Annotated in this window: 17 protein-coding genes; 6 read left to right on the forward strand and 11 right to left on the reverse strand. The window is 49.7% G+C overall.

Annotated elements, in window-relative coordinates; translation table 11 throughout:
* Positions 1-53 precede the first annotated feature (53 nt).
* Positions 54-176, reverse strand: coding sequence for a hypothetical protein (locus FPT15_RS30210; protein WP_256676532.1), 123 nt, complete (start codon positions 174-176; stop codon positions 54-56).
* A gap of 465 nt (positions 177-641) precedes the next feature.
* Between FPT15_RS30210 and FPT15_RS28070 the strand changes: the two genes are divergently transcribed.
* On the forward strand, positions 642-1,031 hold the full coding sequence (locus tag FPT15_RS28070; protein WP_034120845.1) for a type II toxin-antitoxin system RelE/ParE family toxin: 390 nt from the start codon (positions 642-644) through the stop codon (positions 1,029-1,031).
* A 50-nt stretch (positions 1,032-1,081) separates the two neighbouring features.
* On the opposite strand, the gene FPT15_RS28075 is transcribed toward FPT15_RS28070, so the two are convergent.
* The 3 genes from FPT15_RS28075 to FPT15_RS28085 form a co-directional block, all read right to left on the reverse strand.
* Entirely contained in the window at positions 1,082-1,393 is a 312-nt protein-coding gene (locus FPT15_RS28075) for a helix-turn-helix domain-containing protein (RefSeq protein WP_127882199.1), read from the reverse strand.
* Positions 1,394-2,191: 798 nt separating this feature from the next.
* On the reverse strand, positions 2,192-2,707 hold the full coding sequence (locus FPT15_RS28080; RefSeq protein ID WP_127882198.1) for a hypothetical protein: 516 nt from the start codon (positions 2,705-2,707) through the stop codon (positions 2,192-2,194).
* Between the two features lie 36 nt (positions 2,708-2,743).
* Positions 2,744-3,223 (reverse strand): helix-turn-helix domain-containing protein, encoded by a 480-nt coding sequence (locus FPT15_RS28085; protein ID WP_024652694.1) that lies wholly within the window; start codon positions 3,221-3,223, stop codon positions 2,744-2,746.
* Between the two features lie 779 nt (positions 3,224-4,002).
* On the opposite strand from FPT15_RS28085, the gene FPT15_RS28090 reads away from it, so the two are divergent.
* Positions 4,003-4,860, forward strand: a complete 858-nt coding sequence (locus FPT15_RS28090; RefSeq protein WP_127882197.1) for a hypothetical protein — start codon at positions 4,003-4,005, stop codon at positions 4,858-4,860.
* Between the two features lie 259 nt (positions 4,861-5,119).
* Here the strand turns inward: FPT15_RS28090 and FPT15_RS28095 are convergent, their stop codons facing one another.
* Positions 5,120-6,133, reverse strand: coding sequence for a hypothetical protein (locus FPT15_RS28095; protein ID WP_127882216.1), 1,014 nt, complete (start codon positions 6,131-6,133; stop codon positions 5,120-5,122).
* A gap of 584 nt (positions 6,134-6,717) precedes the next feature.
* Here FPT15_RS28095 and FPT15_RS28105 point away from each other — a divergent pair.
* Both FPT15_RS28105 and FPT15_RS28110 read left to right on the forward strand, forming a co-directional pair.
* Positions 6,718-8,889 carry a DotA/TraY family protein gene (locus tag FPT15_RS28105; protein WP_145166017.1) on the forward strand — a complete coding sequence of 724 codons (2,172 nt, stop codon included), beginning with the start codon at positions 6,718-6,720 and terminating at the stop codon, positions 8,887-8,889.
* Between the two features lie 36 nt (positions 8,890-8,925).
* Complete coding sequence (locus FPT15_RS28110; RefSeq protein WP_127882213.1) at positions 8,926-9,429, forward strand: hypothetical protein; 504 nt, start codon at positions 8,926-8,928, stop codon at positions 9,427-9,429.
* Positions 9,430-9,758: 329 nt separating this feature from the next.
* On the opposite strand, the gene FPT15_RS28120 is transcribed toward FPT15_RS28110, so the two are convergent.
* The 5 genes from FPT15_RS28120 to FPT15_RS28145 form a co-directional block, all read right to left on the reverse strand.
* Entirely contained in the window at positions 9,759-10,013 is a 255-nt protein-coding gene (locus FPT15_RS28120; protein ID WP_015062146.1) for a hypothetical protein, read from the reverse strand.
* A gap of 40 nt (positions 10,014-10,053) precedes the next feature.
* Positions 10,054-10,347, reverse strand: coding sequence for a plasmid mobilization protein MobA (gene mobA, locus FPT15_RS28125; RefSeq protein ID WP_232104135.1), 294 nt, complete (start codon positions 10,345-10,347; stop codon positions 10,054-10,056).
* Between the two features lie 178 nt (positions 10,348-10,525).
* Positions 10,526-10,798, reverse strand: coding sequence for a type II toxin-antitoxin system RelE/ParE family toxin (locus tag FPT15_RS28130; protein WP_096103859.1), 273 nt, complete (start codon positions 10,796-10,798; stop codon positions 10,526-10,528).
* Complete coding sequence (locus FPT15_RS28135; protein WP_015062150.1) at positions 10,782-11,006, reverse strand: DUF6290 family protein; 225 nt, start codon at positions 11,004-11,006, stop codon at positions 10,782-10,784. Before FPT15_RS28135 ends, FPT15_RS28130 begins: the two co-directional genes overlap by 17 nt.
* A gap of 3,053 nt (positions 11,007-14,059) precedes the next feature.
* Positions 14,060-15,337, reverse strand: coding sequence for a replication initiation protein (locus FPT15_RS28145; RefSeq protein WP_161975099.1), 1,278 nt, complete (start codon positions 15,335-15,337; stop codon positions 14,060-14,062).
* 1,174 nt (positions 15,338-16,511) lie between these two features.
* On the opposite strand from FPT15_RS28145, the gene FPT15_RS28155 reads away from it, so the two are divergent.
* On the forward strand, positions 16,512-17,213 hold the full coding sequence (locus tag FPT15_RS28155; RefSeq protein WP_120249177.1) for a ParA family protein: 702 nt from the start codon (positions 16,512-16,514) through the stop codon (positions 17,211-17,213).
* A complete protein-coding gene (locus tag FPT15_RS28160; RefSeq protein WP_127882209.1) occupies positions 17,210-17,533 on the forward strand; it encodes a stability/partitioning determinant in 324 nt (107 codons plus the stop codon). Before FPT15_RS28155 ends, FPT15_RS28160 begins: the two co-directional genes overlap by 4 nt.
* A gap of 102 nt (positions 17,534-17,635) precedes the next feature.
* Here the strand turns inward: FPT15_RS28160 and FPT15_RS28165 are convergent, their stop codons facing one another.
* Positions 17,636-18,304 (reverse strand): GNAT family N-acetyltransferase, encoded by a 669-nt coding sequence (locus FPT15_RS28165; RefSeq protein WP_127882208.1) that lies wholly within the window; start codon positions 18,302-18,304, stop codon positions 17,636-17,638.
* Between the last annotated feature and the right edge of the window lie 8 nt (positions 18,305-18,312).

Consider the following 18,312-nt stretch of genomic DNA (forward strand, 5'->3'; position numbering starts at 1 on the left):
AAACCGCACCGGATCCGGTGCGGTTTCCTAATGCGCCCGTCCTGGGCAAGTGGTCAGTAGTTGCCGCCTGGTGGCCAAGCCTCCGGTTCCTTACGGCGGGCTCGCCAGGCCATGAACACCAAAAACGCCAGGGTCAGGTAGGCGGCCGCGTTGAGAAAAATCAGGTCGTCGGTCATGCAATTGCTCCTTATCCGGCTCTTATCGTTGGCCGGTCATTTCAGATTGCCTAAGGAGCAAAACCTGGCGCAACAACCCCGACGAAGTTTTTGCTAGATAAGCAACCAGGACCTATTCCAGCGCGATAGGTCGGGCGAAGGATCTTCGCCGCTGTAACGGCCGTTCCCGAGGGTTTATATGTCTATCTGCCGCGTTCAGCGAACTGCGATCAATGTCGCGCGGGCAACAATCAGACAAATAATTTGACGTCAATTAAATAAAAGCCGTAGCGGCGTATAAACAGTTGGTGATTATTATCAATTCTGATAATGTAGCCGCACTGGCATAGTACCGTCTACGACGACGGTGCTTAACCCTCAGCTGTGGAAGCTATTAGCCTTTCGACTGTGCCAGTTAACCCAAACCTTAAAGGTATTGAAAAATGACTAGTTCTAGACCGACTCCCCACAACTATGAGGTATCCCATGCCCCCCCACAAAAACGAAAACACCGACACCGCAAGTAATTCCCCTCGCATCGTCAAATTCTATCCTGCAAAGGCAGTAGGAAAGGACATGGGGGCAACACCAGAAAGAGAACAGAGCAGATTTGTGACTAATCTGACTTTGCTCAGCAACAACATGGAGCCAGCTTGTACCGTCAGCCCTTTGAAAGCCTTGGGCCCCAACGTGTACGAACTCAAGGAAAACGGTCGGCCGGCATGGCGATGCGTGTACTACACGGGTGTGAAGGGCGTTATATACGTGTTGTACGTGGCAGAGAAGACGACAAACGGCGTAGACAGGCAGTTGATGTCAACCGTGGAAAAACGCTTGAAGGCTTTGATAGCTGCGATCAAAGCGGGTGATGAATAGCAGGCGGGAAAATAGAGCGCGGCCAGGCGATCTATTCAGAAGGCGACGCTTCACAGCGTCGCCTTTTTTACGTTCATCGTCAGCGGTTGCTGCCGATTATCGGGGTCGAAATCCACATCCAGCTTATAGCCGATGCGCACTAACATTTCGATCAGCGCGTCGATGGAAAATTTCTCTAAGTGACCTTTGAACAGGTTACTCATTCTTGGTGGGCTGACGTTCAGTTCCAGGGCAGCCTCTGACTGAGTCCATTGTTTTTCGCGTATCAACTTGGTCAACGCCGCGAACAGCTGCACTTTCAGATGCTTCATGTTGTATTGCACGGGATCAGCCGTGAACAGCTCGAATATATTTTGGCTCATTTCGGTAGTCCTCCAACGTAGGGGAGGTTATGTCTCTCGGGGCTTTGATATGCAAATTCAATCGAATAATTTGTGGATAATCATTATTTACGATGTCGGGTCTGGCGGAGGTTATCAGTTTTGATAATTTGTGCAAGCGATTACAAGTAAAACCATTTGATTTTTTCGACCGACGGGCCGTAGAATGCGCGCCGCTTTGACAGCCAAAACCCTAAAAAAACCTTATAAATCAATAGAATATAAAATAGTTAGGGTGATTTTTGTCGGCTGACCAGAGCCCGGGCGATACATTTTTGACCATCGGTCCGTGCCCGGGCAGTGATGAAATTATAGGAAAGCTGTACGTATGTACAGTTTTCTAGGTACCGCATAGCCAAATCTTGGCCCCTTTTGAACCCTGATTTGACGCCGGCTTGCGCGCCGTGACGAGCCTTCCGGAGAACGCATGGTGCTTGACCTGGTGCGCGCGCAGGGCGCTGGCAGAGATAGACGGCCTCTATGAGGTCATCCACAAAGCATGGCGCAAAAGCGTCGGGGATCTGGCGGCGCCGAAAACATGCTGAATTGATAGCATTTTGTCGCCCGGGGGGAGGCATTAGGTACCGCAGGGGGGGTAAATGATTGCATTTTGTGGGTAGGGTGCTTACCATTAACCTTGACTACGCAGACAGCAGAAAATTTGTCGGCGGAGCTGCGAAGACCTGGCTAGCCATGGTCATATGAAGGGAAATCGCAAGACGTATGAGTTGTTCTGCTTCAGTGCAGGAGACTTGTCTTCGAGGCCGTCCTTCCTCGTAGTCAGCTAATATTTCGGATCTTGGCCTCAGTCGCGTGATAGGCGGTGACTGGGGCCAAGTACGTTATACCCCCCGCTTCACATACTTTTACGACCGCCAAGGCGTAATAGCTGCCGTTACCTACTCTGACCTTCCTGCCCGTATTGAAGAGGATGCCTTGGGCATTCTTAGGCTTGTTCAGCCCTACTTGGCTGTATGCGCAATAAGCGTTTGCCAGGATCTCCAAAGCTTCAACTGGTGTGCAGTTGTCCTTACTTTCGCGAGCATCCAAAGGATGAGCCACAGCTTGAAGGTCAATCAGAATCCCCCGGCGATTGGGTACTGGCCAATGCTTTTCGCGGCAGATTCTCTTGATTCGATCAAATTGCTTTGGAGTCATCAGGTAGGTGAACTCCGGAGCATGCTGAACCTGATTTAGCGATACGCCTGCATTTCGCATGTTAATGACTACGTTCATCAGTTCATGGAAAGCTTCCGCTAAGCTCTCATCCCCCCACTGGGTAGCGGTTTTTTTCATCGTCGTACTTCCTTAGCGCTCGACGACAGAATCGTCTTATTTGACCAATTCCAAAGCGATTGGCTTTTTAGGCTTTGCACGGCCATCACCGGTAGCCTTTTGTTTTTCACGGGCATCCACCATAACCTTGGCAAAGGGCGTTGCCGCCTTGATGATGCCTTCGAATGAGTAGCTGTTTGCCAGGTTGCCACCGAGCTTCGACGTTCGGGCATGGCGGGTGATGTACTCTTTTTTCTCAAGCTCCGCGATGGAGCGCTGAATTGTTCGAGGAGTTACACCAATCTTTTTGGCCAAGGTTTCCTTGGTCGGAAACGGATCGTTGCCTGCATGCCACCAGTAACCAGCCAGGTGCAGGATGATTACCACGTCCAGGTGTTTGAGCCCCAGCTGTTGCGAGCACTCAAAAAGGACATTGGGAATAGCAGTCCACCCGGCGGCTACTAGATCCTTACCCCACCGCTGTTCGATGGCCTTGTTTTCCGCTGCTATTGGTTTCTTGGCTTTTGCTGTAGTCATCTCCGTGCCCCCATTATTTATCGATGGCGAGAGTATGCTGGCTCCAAATAAGGCTGACAACGTCAGGGGGGGAGACGCCTGCGTCAGCCTCCTTGGTAGGTTTACTGTGTCTCGATTGGCTGAATGTGTTTAACGAATAAATGTGCTTTACGGTGGGTATGTTTTGGGAGTCGACACTGTCTCCTGGGCGGAGAAGCACCTGTCTCCCAGTAGGGAGATTTAGAAGCCTCCCCTCAGAGTCAGAAAGGTCTCCCTCTCCCATCTAAAAAAAGTGATTTTTTTTCAAAAAAAGCACTTTCCTTGGTTTTATCTGCACGGCCATGCCTTCCACCGAGAACTGACGTACTGAGCGATCGGAGTTTCGGATGCGATTTTCGGCAGATTCATTTCAGTTTGCTGGGTTTGAAACTTGCCCAAAACGGTCAATATCATGCTCGCGATGCGCTCCCAGTGACCTTTTCATCTCCAACTTTTTCGACCAAATAAAGCAGTCGGCGTGCGTCCATATCGTTTTCGACATAGACCCCATAGTGGTGCCGGCAAAGCGGCTAGAAACGTGCTTTCGGTCATAGTGATGCCCTGTAGGGCGCCTTCCAAGTGACTGAAAGGCCTTCTGTGGGTAGGTACCCAACGTTGGTGGCCTGCCATTGGCAATAATGAGTGTTCACTTGTTTACCTTCCCGTACGAGTCGCTTTCGACCTTGACAAAATAAGGCATTATGCTGACATTATGACCTCAAAGAAGGCAAAATGACCTCATAATGCCAACGAGGTGGTAAATGGCTAGACTTTCGATCCGCGACTTTCCTGACGATCTGCACCAACAGCTGGTCCATGCGGCTAACAAGCATGAGCGCTCTCTTGAAGGAGAAACTCGTTATGCACTCGCTCGGTATATTGAATCGCTTCATCAGCCTCAACCTGAGCCTGCACCGAGGCGGGAAACCTGGCAACGCCAGACAGGTAAGCGCCTAGAGCAATTGTTTGATCGCCTACGCGAAGATGATGCGTTTGCTTGGGGTGAACGCCACGATGTTCCGCATCTAGCGCAGGCCCTGGGAGAAGTATCGCCAGCGCCACTGATGGACATCATAGATGGTCGCCTAGCCTTATCCTTCGAGATGGCCGAGAAGCTCGCCAAACGTTTTAGCTGCAGCACCTCCTGGCTGCTCAACGGTGCGGGTTCAATGTTCCCTTATCCCGAAATTGGTGGCTCATATAGTGAATTCATCGAGCCTGCAAAGGGGGTCCTTCCCATTACCATCAAGCTTGTACGCATCTGTCAGAAAAAGGCTGCCGACGGTAGCTCAGGGCGACATGATGGAACGCTCTTGATCTTTCGCGTTAAAGACGGGGACGCGCACATAGAGGCCGGTTACAGCTCAACTCGCTTCTATCTCGGTGATGGCATGGGTGCGGGCGGTCAGGGAAACCTCAAGGATTTCGTGGGTTATCTCAATAAAAACGAAGATGTTAACTTCAAGGCGTATAACTTTTTCAAGCCCCTAGAGCGCGAAGAAGCGTGGGGCCATCATCCTCAGTATTTTCTGAAAGGCGCGGAACCTGCGGGTTGGCTTGAGCCTCTGCTTCGGGGCGTCTCACCTGGGAATATCAAGTGGGTAACGGATAGCGTGTGAACTCCCGAAATAAATACGTTTTGGGAAATTGGGACAGCCGCCGCAGCTTTTTGGCAAAAGGCTACCCAGTTTCCCAACTCTTGCTGACAGTACACAAACCTATGCTTAGCCCTGCACTGATTACCCGCCCTTGATTTTTACGCTCTGCACAGCTCACTCTGACCTGTATCTAGTCTTCCTGACGTATATCTGTCTTTCTGAGTTATATAAGTCATCCTACGTATATCTTCAACCTACCTATATGTCACTTACCTAGTATTTAACCAGAGTATAGGACGCCTTTCGCGCACATAGCAGCGATAGCGTCGTCGACTTTGGACCAGTCAAGCGCGACTCCCCTAGCCGTTTCCGGTGTTGCACACCGGTATCTGAGCCGCCAGATACCAACCACTTTCTCTGGATCTGATGGCAGATAAAACCAGCAGCCCTCAGGTTCTGAGCGATCGTTATCCTTGTGCACGTAAAATCCAACGCCAAGGCCAGGTGCGGCCTCTAGCAGGGACGAGTCAGACCCAACGGCGTGGAAGTCATTAACACGGATTGGAGTCCTCTCACCGTCGACGCTTATGGAGGTTACAACCTCATAAAAAAGGCCCGTACCTTTCAGCAGCTTGAAGGCCTTCCAAAAAACGTCACTATTGCCATTCTCGTCCACCTTACCGCCCATGCTGCCAACTATCTTGCTGATAAATTTTGCTTGGGCTGTGTCGTTGATTGGCTCAGCTGTCACTCGGAACCCTTCACCTTCAGGGCTGACCATATGGTTCCAATGTCGCCATATCTGCTGGTGATCAACTCCGCCGAACATTTCTAGATCGTGCACTGCATAACAGTTAATCAGCAGCATAACGGCGCAGACAACCACTTCATCAGTAGCCCCTTCCTTCAATAAGCGACCAATGCCATCCGCATTGCCTATCCCCCCATCTATCAGCGCGTGAGGGATATTCACAGTTCCCTGGTGGTGCATTGCCCATAGAGCCTGATTGCGTGGCAACCCTGCCGCTGGCTTCTTGATCAGCCCCATGCCGGCTAAGGCGTTAACTATGCCTGTGGCCATAGGCGTTCCACAGCCTGTCAGCACCCTGACTTTCTCCGCACCCGCACCAGTCAGCATGTTAGGGCCACGGCCGTCTAAATCCCTCATGGTCGTATGCCTGGCCAACCCTAAGTACGCCAGTAGCAAGCGAGGGTCTTTTTTCGCGTTAGCGATCAGCTCCAGTGCTTCAAGCGATACCGGCGAAAACTGCCCTGGTTTTGTCCCTTTTGTCATTGCCCCCCCCTTGGCATTACGCCTTTGGCTGCTAACGATTTTTTGTACTATGACATGAGTACAAAATAATAATAAAAATTAAGTCCTCATAAATCCCTTTAATTTCGGCGCTCTTAGCGTATTTAAATTCCGTACATTGCAATTATACGGAAACACAGTAACGATAGAAATATCTATTCTAGATATTCTTGTACAACGACCTATAGGAAACTTAAAATAAAGGTATCTATACCGGCCTGTTTCCAATACTGGGGTACAAGAATGGAAAATCGCGAGCAATTGATAAGGGATCAAAAAACATCCAAAAGAGTGATACTTTTTTTTGTTTTATTCTCAACCATCGGTTTAATATTTGGGTGGCCATTCGCAACGCCTTACGTATTCGTCATGCTGAAGTACAAAACGTTTTGGGCAGTGATGACGTTAGGAATTGTCGGGTGCGCATTCGCAGCAGATGGCAATCTCTGGTTGCTCCGAAACCCAGGGAAATCACCACGAGATTATTACCAGCGGAAGCATTGGTGGCTTCATGTCTTTAACTGGGAAATTAAACAGGGATCCCCAGAAATTGAGGCCGCAGACAAGTGAAACTATCCAGACCGCTTTCCTGTATTGCCTTTATTTTTTCCTGTGTTGTTGTGTTGCCTGTGTTTGCGGAAACCACAACAATCGGTGAAATAACTGCCGCATCCAAAAAAACTGGCGATTTGTCCCGCCAAGCTCTTGCAACTATCTATGGCGACGTGGTTAACAACCCTCTTGCCTCCAGCGAGGCTGGCGGTGTAGATACTATTCTAGCCAGCATATTTCAAGTACTTAACGGCGCTCTCCTGGTCGTTGGGTCACTATGGGCCTGCTATATCATCTTTCGGAAGTTAACTCGCACGGCTCACGATGGCGCTGTGTTCGACAAGCAAAATACAACGGTCTGGGGACCTGTACGAATAGTGTGGGGGTTGGTTTCTTTAGTACCTACCGCAAACGGGTGGTCTCTTTCGCAACTGCTTATGCTTTGGTCCGCATCTACTATGGGCATAGGTATTGCCAATTTAAGTACAGATGCCGCCATTAGTGCCTTTGAAGATGGGAAAGGAATGGTGGTGCAACCGGCCATGCCCAGCACCCTCCAGCTTGCCCATAATCTGTTTGAGGCCAATATCTGCATGCACGGCATAAACGCCGGTCTCGCCGAGGCTGCTGCACAAGGCGGACTTGTCACACAAGGCGGCTACGTCCAGCAGGTGCCGACGAGCTCCGGTTTCACCCTAAAAAACAAAAGCTTCATATGTGGTGGAGCCGATATCAATGCGGATCTCGAAGCCCAGTCATCATCGACAAACTGGTTTTCCACCACGATTGATACCTCACAAATCCGTAAGGCGCATCTCGACGCTTTGGTGGCAATGCAAAATACGATCACCAAATCCGCTCTCAACTTCGTTAATGAAGTTGTTCAGAAAAAGAATGGTGCTGGAGATATTTCGGATGTCGAAGGGGTGATCCAGTCCGCCGCTCAGGCTTACGAAATTACCGTTAACCAAAGCGTCGGTACTAAGCAGGGAGATATTGAAGCGCTCGCAAATCAGATGAGCACGAGCATCACAGAGGCAGGGTGGTGGTCACTAGGCGCCTGGTATCAAACATTTGCCCAAGCCAATACGAAACTGACTGATGCCGTTGCCGCCAAAGCTGGCTCATACGGCCCTTCATCGGGTGGAGACCCTGCTGTCGTCAATCTTTATCAAAGCGCGATGGACGCCTACGCGGTGCAAAAGAGTACAAACACCAATGCAAATCCTTTGGGCGCAAACGGTTCTCAGGGAACCGAAACAAGCAAAGTGATGAGCCACCTTTTTGCTCCGATGCAGAAAATAACAACTTCACTGGTAACGGACGTTAACTTCAATGGAGAGCAAGGCGGTCAGCTTAACCCGCTCATCAAGATGAAGAACCTTGGTGACACTCTCATGGGAACAGCCGAAGTTGCCGTAGCCACATACGGCGGTTTAAAAGCTTTGGAAAGAGTTACCGATGGCAACAGCGCTGTAGGGCTAACGACAAAGTTTGTAAATTTCTTCTCAGGAGGATTGGATGCTGGTAAAGGTTTACTTGATGCAATGTCCCCATTTATCATAATGGCGATATTCGCATTATTTCTGCTAGGCGCGACTTTATCAATATACCTACCAATGACACCTTTCATCATTTGGTTCGGTGCAGCAATTAATTGGCTTGTTGTCGTTGGAGAAGCAATCATTGCAGCACCGCTTTGGGCTTTTACCCATCTTGGCGGTGAAGGTGACGGTATGGGCCAGAGAACGGCGCACGGTTATCTATTTCTCTTGAATTGCATGTTTCGACCTACATTGATGGTAGTCGGATTTTTCTTGGGCGGAGCTATTGTGGTTGCGGGCGGCACGCTACTAAACAACCTATTTGGAATAGCCATTGCAAATGTTCAGTACGACTCCATGACAGGAATTTTCAGCGCTCTGTTCTTTGTCGCGGTTTATTGCTCTATGTGTTTGAACTTAATCCATAGCAGTTTCAACCTGATTTTTATCGTACCAGATCAGGTCATAAACTGGGTAGGTGGTCAGGCATCCGCTACTGTAGGTCGGGACGACAATGACCGTACACGGCAGGCCATCTCGGTTTTCGCTGGAAAGCTAGAGCACATGGCACCTAAGTCTGGCATGCCAGGTAGAAAGCCGGGCAATAGCAAACCTAGCGGTGGAGATGGCATTCATGGTTAATGTGCTAATTAATTATATTATTCACGGGAGTTAATTATGCTTTCTTTAATTACGACTATTCATTGGCTAGGGAATATTTTAAGCCTAATCATAATATGGGTAGCAATCGCAATTATTTATAATAGCCACGCCTTATGGCCACTTGGGCTGATCGGCCTAACCTTTGTCTGGATGTTTGGAGGCAGCTGGCTCATCAAAAACTTAAAGAGTCGCTACGCGAAGCGACTGCATAAGCTAGTTATGTCAATCGCTCCGGCGGGCTTTTCAGCCAAGGTGCAGATTTCTGATGAAGCAGGCCGCCGCTACGTGGGAATAGACCCAAAAGCAGGCACGGCAGTCTTGATCGACGAGTACAACGGTATCCGCAAAGCCATGCCACTCTCAGAAATCACAGAGTGGGCCACCGACATAACCTCAGGGAAGCACTTCCAGCACGTCATATTGCGATTTAGAAATTATGACTACCCATCAATAACCATACCCGTGCGAACGCACGATATGGAACGCATCACATCGCAGCTGATAACCGCGCTGGGATAGAAAAACCGGGCTTAAAGCCCGGTTTTTTTATCCCAGTTGAGTGGGGATTTCGTTCAGTACAAGGATTTCGTGTTCAGCCATCCCAGATCGCGCTGTTCCAGAGCAGATTCTGACGTTAGCATCGAGTGCTCCAGCTGCTGCTGTTCGAACAAACGCCCCAAGAGAGCTACTCACCCTCAGCTTCCAGAGATCGAAGCTGTGCTGGGCTCTCAAGAGCCCAGCGGTCCAGAATTCTCCAACCGCAGAGGTGAAAGGCTGGTAATCCGCGTACCGTCCTTATCGTCGCGGGCATTAATACCCCACCAGCGATCGACAGCGGTGGTACGGCATTAGTGAACATGCTTGCCTCCGTGGCGACGCAAATAAGAAATCGTCTGATAGTTTGCGCGGAAAAGTCGTTCATGAAAGCCACCACCCCGCATCAGCTCTTCTCGATGCTCGGCTGCAAATCCTAGCCTAGCTAGCTCAATATCATCACCGAAAGCCACAGCCCGATTAGCGGATCTCATCAATGCGTTAGCTTGCTGTAACCGCAGAATGTCAAACCGGTAATCCGGTGCGCGGATAAAATGAATAGCTCCCATGACTAACCTCCATATTTTACAATTTAACGCAATAACTCAGTTACTTACTGAGCCTTACGATTGCCGCTTTCACCTCAACAAGGATCTCTGCATATTCTTTTGAACGCATGCCACCGCTTTCCTTGAACAGGTGTTTTTGCAAACCAGCCAGCCGCCTCAATTCGTTGAGGATGTGACTATCAATTTTGCTTTGAGTACGCCGACCTAAAGCCGCTGCGAGCATGAATTGCCCAGTGCTTTTTCCGCAGTCATAGGCTTTCTCGCGAACTGCCACTTCTTCATGCTCAAAACACCTAACAAATGGCAACCATTTGGTTCGCCGTTGCTCGTTCATGCTCATAGCCTGGAACTCGGCTGTGTGTCTTTCTTAGAGCGTTCGGCCAGCTCGGCAAGGAGCTCAGGCCGCAATACCAAATCTTCTCTGTATGTGGCGCAGCGGGTGAACTCTTTGCCTCTCCTTTTAGATTTCCAACGCGTCCACAAGCTCCACAGATTCCAGCGCTTATCGTCCTTCATCGTCTGTACCCTCTCTGCTGACTGCTGAGCCGTACAACCAAAATGGTTAAAGTGACGTCCTGGATATTGGAAACGATGCGATAGTCTCCAACTCGGTACTTCCAGAGCTCGCCCAGCTCCGAGCCTTTCAGAGCGCTTCCAATACTGCGTGGTTCGCCTTGATTGGTGATACGTCCAACAAGAAATTTCAGAACGTCCTTTGCTGCATCGTCCCCAAGTTCTTTCAGTTCCTTTTCCGCTGCCGGATCAAATTCAATCCGCCAGGTCATAGGACTTGATCACGTCTTGAAGTGAAATCGTTTCGCTACGGTTCTCACGCACCTCTCCCAATCGCTGCTCAGCTAGGTACAGATCCTCTAGGTCATCAATGTGCTCGAGGATGGCCTCACGGGCATAGAAGGTCTTGGTGCGTCCTGTACGAGCAGCCAATGCTTCTAGGCGCTCCTCTATTTCCGGGGCAAGACGGATAGCTAACATGGGATCCTCCAATGGCTGCTATACAAGTATAGCGTAGCGTTAAGGTGCGGGACCGCCTATCGCAATAGAGCCGTGTAAATAGCCGCCTTCGGGCTACCAAAGCAGGCGCACAAAAATTGGCTTAGGGGTTTCGGGGCTTGCCCTGAACAGGGAGGTAGGCAGCGCAAGGGAGTGAAACGACTGCAGCGGGGCCGGTTGTGAGGACGCCATTTATGGCGGGAGTACAAACCCTACCCTGTCCTGCTCCGAAAAGCGTGTTTAGTGACAATAATCGATGAACCTGGAAAAGACATTCCGAAAACCATTTACGATCAGCTCGGCACCACGAAAAATGACATCCAGATAAACAATCAGGGAGAAAAATCGATTTCAACAACAATGACAAATCTACAGACGTTTGACGCGAGAGAATGCAAGAGCATAACGAAAGATAGAGTAAACGATAGAAGCATTACTGCTAAAATGGTTGAGGAGATCATCATCCGTATGAAAAAAGAAACAAAAAAAATTTAAGACAAAGGTAAAATTGTCGTGATATATATAAAAAATCAAATGATCAGTTAAAAAATCTCGAATTGGCAGAGGACTTAATAGATACCGTCTTCGCACTCGCTTCCGAGAAGCTTTACAAAGAAGCCGGAAATGACGAAAAATCGATCTCTCATTGGCATCGCCTGATGACGACAGCGAATAATGATCGACATACGTTGAGGATTGAAAAAAGCAGTGCTGTGAAAGCGATTGTTAAACACTACAAAGCGTTGTCAATGCAATTGATGCAATCGGAAGATTGATACCGCGAAGGACCTCGCAGTGCACGTGTCTGGTTCATGGGGAATCAAACACCGAGTTGACATCGAGAAGCCCAGAAACAACAGCACGACCTCGCGGTCGTGGTAGTTATGATGTAAGCGTGACGGAATGGCTATCAGGGTTTAGCACCTCCACCGAAGCCTATGCACACCCTATAAGAAGGGCTATCACCAGCATGTACAGGCGGTTGAGGAGTGTCTCCGTTCAGCAGGAGCGAAACACCTATAACAATATAAAGCTTTAATTTTGATTTTTTATTCTTCTTCGACATAATAATTACACCTCGTTAGTTAATGTCATAAGCGCACTCCTCTGTAGTTATTCGGGATGAATTAACGTCGCGTTATTTGCTTACTTAAAAATAATATATTGCGGATTTGCAAAAGTCAACCTACTACATTAACAACCGAAAACTTCATATTTAACTTAATGAAGCATTAAAGCACATTGGCAGCCAATTATTTCTTCGAAACAATAGAATACGCACCAATGTTTTCGGGAGGTTTAATACCGTTCACGTCAAGAACAGTCTGCTGATACAGAACACCCATACCTATCACCACATATAAAACAATCCGACGAACGGCATTACCAAGATTAATTTTGCTTGTGAAGTTTGCTTTGACGGTTATCTCTAGTTTGCACATTTGCGAAATTCCTAGTTGGCTTGATGCGATGGTATATACATGAAATACGTCTCGCAATACCCTCGAAATGCGTGCACCAAGTCATACCTAAAGAGAGCCTATATACTAACTAAGTTTGAGTTATGACGTATTAGCTTGGCTATGAGCGCCTAAGGCCCTTAAATACAAGGTATTGACGGCTTTGCGAGCTTCGAGAATGAGCCTTTTCAATCAAGAGTACCTATAGGCTAAATTTTTTTTCGTCCCCTTGGTCAACAGGCTTTAAAGAAGCCACAGTTATATTCGGCATCGCAATTTCATCAGGTTAAAGACGAATCCGCTCGACCTCATCACGCTGCGTGGTATAGATCGATGCACGGTTCGCCATGGCTATCTCATGAATGGAGGAAGGATTCCGGCCATCGCTGCGCGACGCGATACCGAGTAGTGCAAACACCGCTTCCCGCTCCAGGACACAAGGTCTGCAAGTACGCGCTCCGAGCCATGGCCATGTCATTAAAGGGGGAAAGATTCCGGCTATGGCCTGCACAGCCCAACGCTTGGTACAGCAATTACTAATAGAATCGCAATGTCGTAGAAGTCCTGCTGCACAGCTGTTCAAACAGAAATGTCGGCGATATACGACAATGCTCAAGGGTAAGGGCACCGCGTAATTCTCCCCCTACAAAAACCTAAAAAGTCAAAAACCACTTCAAAAATTGCCAGAAACAGGCTTTTCAGGGGAAAAGTCGAGCTATTCAAGCTCAGTGAGTCGCGAAAAACCCGCAGTACAAATAGAAAATGTCGGTGATATACGACGTTTCTTGCAACACGCAGAGTTTCGGGGAGGCTCTGAGCTTAAATGCGTTGCTATTCTGTTGCTGCCCAAACCCAGCCCTTAATTGACGCATTTGCAGCCTCTGCGTAGGATTGATTACAACCATAACCTCCACGCCTCGGATGGGCTCCGGCCCGTACTGCGCACCAGGGGGTTTCTTTTTGCCTGTAGAACAGTCAGCTGGACCCTCATGGTGCACGTCCAGCAGCCACACAATGGGTAGATAAGGGCTTCAACAGCACGCGGGAATAACACCGTAATAGCCTGTGTCCCTTACCAAGGAAACCCGCGCCCAGGCAAAAAACCAGTAGCCTGCGTAACATTTACGATGTGTGCAGAAACTCACCTACGTTGGCGCGTGCAATTCCAGCATGCCGGTGTAAACCGGCGCGCTCGCGTCGGTGCGCATACCCCTCAAACAACGTCTTGACCACAGCGAACCACTCGCTCGCAGATGTCGGCCATGTCGAGACCAAACCGCTTGGCTGTCACTAGAGTTAGCCGACGTAACAGAACGTTGAATGACTTGATCCTGGCCAATTCAAACAACGAACAAACGTGTGAACAACCCATCCAGTAACAACCAACGTGAACTCGGACGCTCTGTATCGAAATCTGGGCGAGTCAGCACATCAATACCCCATACATTTCAACGAAAGGCACGTTCGAAGCCAATCAAACAGACGATTCTGACTACAGACCAGTGCTGGACCTCGCAACACAGCAGCAATAGCAGTGCGCATGAACTAACACCATAAGTACAGCACTCCCCGGCACTATGAAGAATCCTCACCTTGAAAGCTGGAAACGATAGGATCAAGAGCGCCCCCAACGGGGGCTGTTACCTGATGTACACCATATGCAACATCCGTAAGCGTGCGAGCCAGGCCTGCGCCATGCGCGGATGTCGAGCCTTGATCGCCGGCAGTGCTTGTGGAAAACGTCTTAGACGCGGAAGTGGCCCCCAGGACCGAAATGGTCTGCGGCCGGGTGACTTCATTCAATACATGGCCATAGTTGGCCACCGTTTGCCGAGAAACGCCTGCGAGGATGGCTATAGCCATCTGGGTGAGCTTTTCCCCGCGTTCCTGGAGTCCTCGACACGCTGCGCGGATTTTCGACTCGGTCGACCTGTGTCGCAGCTCGTGAGTGCGCTTGGCGGCCAGGCTCTGCCGCTCTGCCAGTGGTAACGACTTGTCCAAGGCCATTGCACCTCGACAGCACCTGGTGCTGCCTTGGTAGCGCGTCCACGTCCACCTAGCTACTGACCTGACTGTTGCCCTCACTGAAGACAGCATCAGATCCTCAGAAAAGCCGTTCCGAGCAAATTTGTTGTGATTATGTGCAAACGCTTCAAGTCGCCGCGAGAACGAGGCCAGGGTTCCGCGTTCGCGCTCTTGGTTGACGATGCTGTAAGCGAAATAACGTAGCTGCTCAAATAGAACGCAGTGCCTGGAATGGGGCAGATCTTCCAACTGGGGCCCCGTTTTCCAGGGCGACACCTGCAGCTCTACATAATCGGCGAGTTCACCCAGCTCATAGACATGGTTATGCAGCTCAGAGGTCGACCACCACGGATGCCCTGGCGTCTTAGCGACTGGCCCGCTGTTGTAATCAGGGTCAGCCTTTAGGCGCAGCGCAAATGCCGCGTAAATCGCCCTCATGTACTGGATCGGCTTGTCGCGGGCATTTTCCGTCGTACAGACCGGAGGAATGGCATAGAACAGATGCGAGTGGCCGTTGTTCCTGTTCCGCACGATTAGATTTGGCGGTGGAAGGCCCTCGTCATCCCAGGCAAGAGAGTTAGTGTGATCGAGATCGAAGATCAGCCAGGACACCATCCCACGGCGATTGATCTGCATATAGGGATAACGGATCGCGTAATCGCGTGGACGTACCAGCGTGGCAGTCTTGTTATCGCTGCAGCGCGCGAGATAGGGCGCTTCAAAAACAACACGGTTGAGTGCCGTTCCATCTTCAAAGAATCGCTCTGACGGCGCATATGCCCCCGCGATAGGCCTATTTTGCAGGCTGCCATCGTGTGAGACGTGCATATCTTGTTTTTTAGAGGTGGAATCCATTTTCCCCGCCATTCGGCGGCAAACCTCCCACGGATAGCATTTTGCAACTTGCAAGAAGCCGCAGTGCTAGCCATAATCAGCTCACCTTGTCGATGAACAGGTTTACCCCGTCGAAAGAGAAAACCTGTTCTAGTTTGTCCAGAAAGCCCGGTTACCAGCCGGGCTTTCTGGTTTCTGCTATTCCAATTACGCCACTTGCATAGCCTCCACGTGCGTTATCACTTCCGCAAATCCCACCCTTGCAGCGTCGGCATGTACTGATTCGAGACTTTTATAAATCTTACGTCGATCTGATCGGGCAATAGTCATGTAATCCAGCGTTCCGTCCGTATGAACAACAATAAGCTCCCACCCGCTTTGCATAGCAGCAGGGGCTACAATGGCGGTCTTGAGGCCACCCTTATTGAACAATTTGCGCATCGCTGAAAGATCCACGGCCATTAAGCCCCTCGAATCGTTGTGGTAATAGCGAATTAAGACTAAGCCTAGACGCATGAAAAAGCAAATTCATGCAGGTTATGATTGCGAAAAGTAGCCTTAAATGGCGACCTTGACACAGATTTTCCAGATTTTATGCAGCGACGAGTGCTAGCTGAATTGCTTACAGCTATTCCTGATGACGTCTCAATCATGGGGTTCAGGATTTAATCTCGGCACCAACGCATAGCCTGCAGAATCGCGCGCACCTGGTGCGGGTTGTACGATCGTTTAGCCCACCACACCTGTTAGCTCGACCACCACTGCCTAACCACTCGCGGTCCGTCTCAACCCGTGTCCGGACCCAGATGATTTCATGGGCATGCACGTACGCGCAGTGCGCTGATGTATCTGTCGTCCCGACCGAGCGCTAAAGCGTCTCCATCATTTAGCTATGCCGTGCCCACTGCGCCTAAAATTTGCGCCGAGCGCCCTCCCCACATTTTCGTGTCGTCAGTAGTCAAAACTCAAAGCAGTGAGAATAATCGGACAAGCCAAAAGAATTCCTAATTGATATCTTTATAGAATTCATAAAAGCTACCATAAAGAATTCCAAATGGAATTCTAAAAAGAATTCTTTTAAGATATCTCCTATGAATTCAATTTGAATTCTTGTAGGAATTCAAAAATCTTACTAAGGTTGGCCAACCAATCTAGAGGTTCTCTCTGTATGCCAGTTATTGTTTTCGTCTCACCCAAAGGAGGAGCAGGTAAAACTACGTCCTGCCTAGCATTATCGGAACAAATCGCACGCCGCGTACCGGTTACCGTTATCGATGCCGACCCCAATCACCCCATTAAGTCATGGGCTGAGGGCGGAAATTCGCCAGCCAATATGACGATAATCTCAGACGTGACTGATAAAACGATCGGCGAAACGATCGCAGATGCCGCGACGAAAACACCATTCGTGATTGTTGACCTGGAAGGTACTGCGGCAACCATCGTCGCGTATGCAATTGCAGAGTCGGACTTTGTGGTGGTACCGACGCAGGGCTCGCAGCTGGACGCTGAGCAAGCGAGTAGGGCGTTTGGGCTAATTCGGGCGCACGAACGAGGCATCCAAAAGCACAAGCCTGATTACAAACTGCCTTACGCCGTTTTGTTCACACGCACGTCAGCAGCGATTCAAAGCCGGGATACTCGGCATATCCGCAAGAGCTTTGAAGCAGGGGGCATACCGTTCTTTGAGACTGAATTGAACGAACGAGCAGCGTTCAAGGCGATGTTTTCATACCGATTGCCGCTTGAAATGCTGCCAACTGACGAAGTTTCCAATGTTGGAAAGGCCATAGAGAACGCCGAAGCATTCGCACGGGAACTCATAGCCAGAATCACCTCAGAGGCTCACCAGGAGAAGATTTCATCATGAGTCGCGTAGACCCCTTGGATAGCTTGAAGAATTTCGAGCCTAAAACAGCCACCGAGCAGAAAACAAAGCAAAGCAATGCAGAAGTGGAACAAATGGCGAACCAACACGGCTTTGTCAGCCGACAGCCCGCTCCTTTACTCCCCCCAGTCGAACGGGCAAAACGCCGTTACAAAACTGGGCGCAATGTCCAGATCAACATCAAAGGTGAACAGGAAACCAAGGACGAGCTGTACCGCATTGCTGACGATATCGATCAGCCGTTAGGTGAAACACTCAAACGAGCGCTGGCAGCCTTACGCCGCGAATTGGAAGTAGGATAGGGATGTGTTTTACAGATATAGCCGCTGAGGGCTAGGTTCGCGTTTTTGCTGACCCACTGCTTCTATCCATAATGGGGAACCTACCCAACAACCGGCTAAGTGTCAGATGCTGAGAAGCTGTTTGATGTCATCATCGTTCAACATGAAAACCGGTGACGAGCCTTCAACTCCAGGGCTTCCCATAATGGCGAGGTCAACGTACATATCCCTTGTAAGGGCAAAGCCTTGTTGAGAGGTTGGGGGGGTGAAGTCGCCTTTGAGCTGCAAACCTGCACGCTCATAGAACGGAATCAAATCGTGATTGCATAGCAGGCAAGTGCCTTGCGAATAGTCCAATACACCATTCAGCAACTGAGTGCCAATGCCATGCCCCCTGTAGGGCTCGAACACAAAGATTTTGTGGCAGTAACGTGAGATGGAGGGATCTGGATGTACAAAGAATATGGCATAACCGTATAACCGGCCGTTTTCATGACTCACTGCAACCTTGAGGTGACCTGCGCGGTAGCACTCTTCAAGTATGCCGACCACGTGTCGAATGGCTCTCATTGTTTCGGTTTTTGAGAAGTCCATGAAATGCATGGCGAGCGCTGGTTGGGCCAATAAATCAGCCAAAATACCCTTGGCATCATTCTCAAAGATCGTCGGCAGAAAAGTATCAACGATGTCCTGTGGAGCTTCTTGCAGCTTAGTCATACCGATTTCCTTGTCAGTTTCACGGGTGCGAAATTCGCATTCAGGTGCTGTCAAAGCCCAAACGCGACGGGCCATAGATTTTC

Source organism: Pseudomonas sp. RGB (assembly GCF_007713445.1).
GTDB lineage: Bacteria > Pseudomonadota > Gammaproteobacteria > Pseudomonadales > Pseudomonadaceae > Aquipseudomonas.

What these genes read in the sequence shown, in the direction of transcription:
- FPT15_RS30210 (WP_256676532.1), bottom strand. Translation starts at nt 176, where the DNA reads ATGACCGACGACCTGATTTTTCTCAACGCGGCCGCCTACCTGACCCTG.
- FPT15_RS28070 (WP_034120845.1), top strand. Translation starts at nt 642, where the DNA reads ATGCCCCCCCACAAAAACGAAAACACCGACACCGCAAGTAATTCCCCT.
- FPT15_RS28075 (WP_127882199.1), bottom strand. Translation starts at nt 1,393, where the DNA reads ATGAGCCAAAATATATTCGAGCTGTTCACGGCTGATCCCGTGCAATAC.
- FPT15_RS28080 (WP_127882198.1), bottom strand. Translation starts at nt 2,707, where the DNA reads ATGAAAAAAACCGCTACCCAGTGGGGGGATGAGAGCTTAGCGGAAGCT.
- FPT15_RS28085 (WP_024652694.1), bottom strand. Translation starts at nt 3,223, where the DNA reads ATGACTACAGCAAAAGCCAAGAAACCAATAGCAGCGGAAAACAAGGCC.
- FPT15_RS28090 (WP_127882197.1), top strand. Translation starts at nt 4,003, where the DNA reads ATGGCTAGACTTTCGATCCGCGACTTTCCTGACGATCTGCACCAACAG.
- FPT15_RS28095 (WP_127882216.1), bottom strand. Translation starts at nt 6,133, where the DNA reads ATGACAAAAGGGACAAAACCAGGGCAGTTTTCGCCGGTATCGCTTGAA.
- FPT15_RS28110 (WP_127882213.1), top strand. Translation starts at nt 8,926, where the DNA reads ATGCTTTCTTTAATTACGACTATTCATTGGCTAGGGAATATTTTAAGC.
- FPT15_RS28120 (WP_015062146.1), bottom strand. Translation starts at nt 10,013, where the DNA reads ATGGGAGCTATTCATTTTATCCGCGCACCGGATTACCGGTTTGACATT.
- mobA (WP_232104135.1), bottom strand. Translation starts at nt 10,347, where the DNA reads ATGAACGAGCAACGGCGAACCAAATGGTTGCCATTTGTTAGGTGTTTT.
- FPT15_RS28130 (WP_096103859.1), bottom strand. Translation starts at nt 10,798, where the DNA reads ATGACCTGGCGGATTGAATTTGATCCGGCAGCGGAAAAGGAACTGAAA.
- FPT15_RS28135 (WP_015062150.1), bottom strand. Translation starts at nt 11,006, where the DNA reads ATGTTAGCTATCCGTCTTGCCCCGGAAATAGAGGAGCGCCTAGAAGCA.
- FPT15_RS28145 (WP_161975099.1), bottom strand. Translation starts at nt 15,337, where the DNA reads ATGCACGTCTCACACGATGGCAGCCTGCAAAATAGGCCTATCGCGGGG.
- FPT15_RS28155 (WP_120249177.1), top strand. Translation starts at nt 16,512, where the DNA reads ATGCCAGTTATTGTTTTCGTCTCACCCAAAGGAGGAGCAGGTAAAACT.
- FPT15_RS28160 (WP_127882209.1), top strand. Translation starts at nt 17,210, where the DNA reads ATGAGTCGCGTAGACCCCTTGGATAGCTTGAAGAATTTCGAGCCTAAA.
- FPT15_RS28165 (WP_127882208.1), bottom strand. Translation starts at nt 18,304, where the DNA reads ATGGCCCGTCGCGTTTGGGCTTTGACAGCACCTGAATGCGAATTTCGC.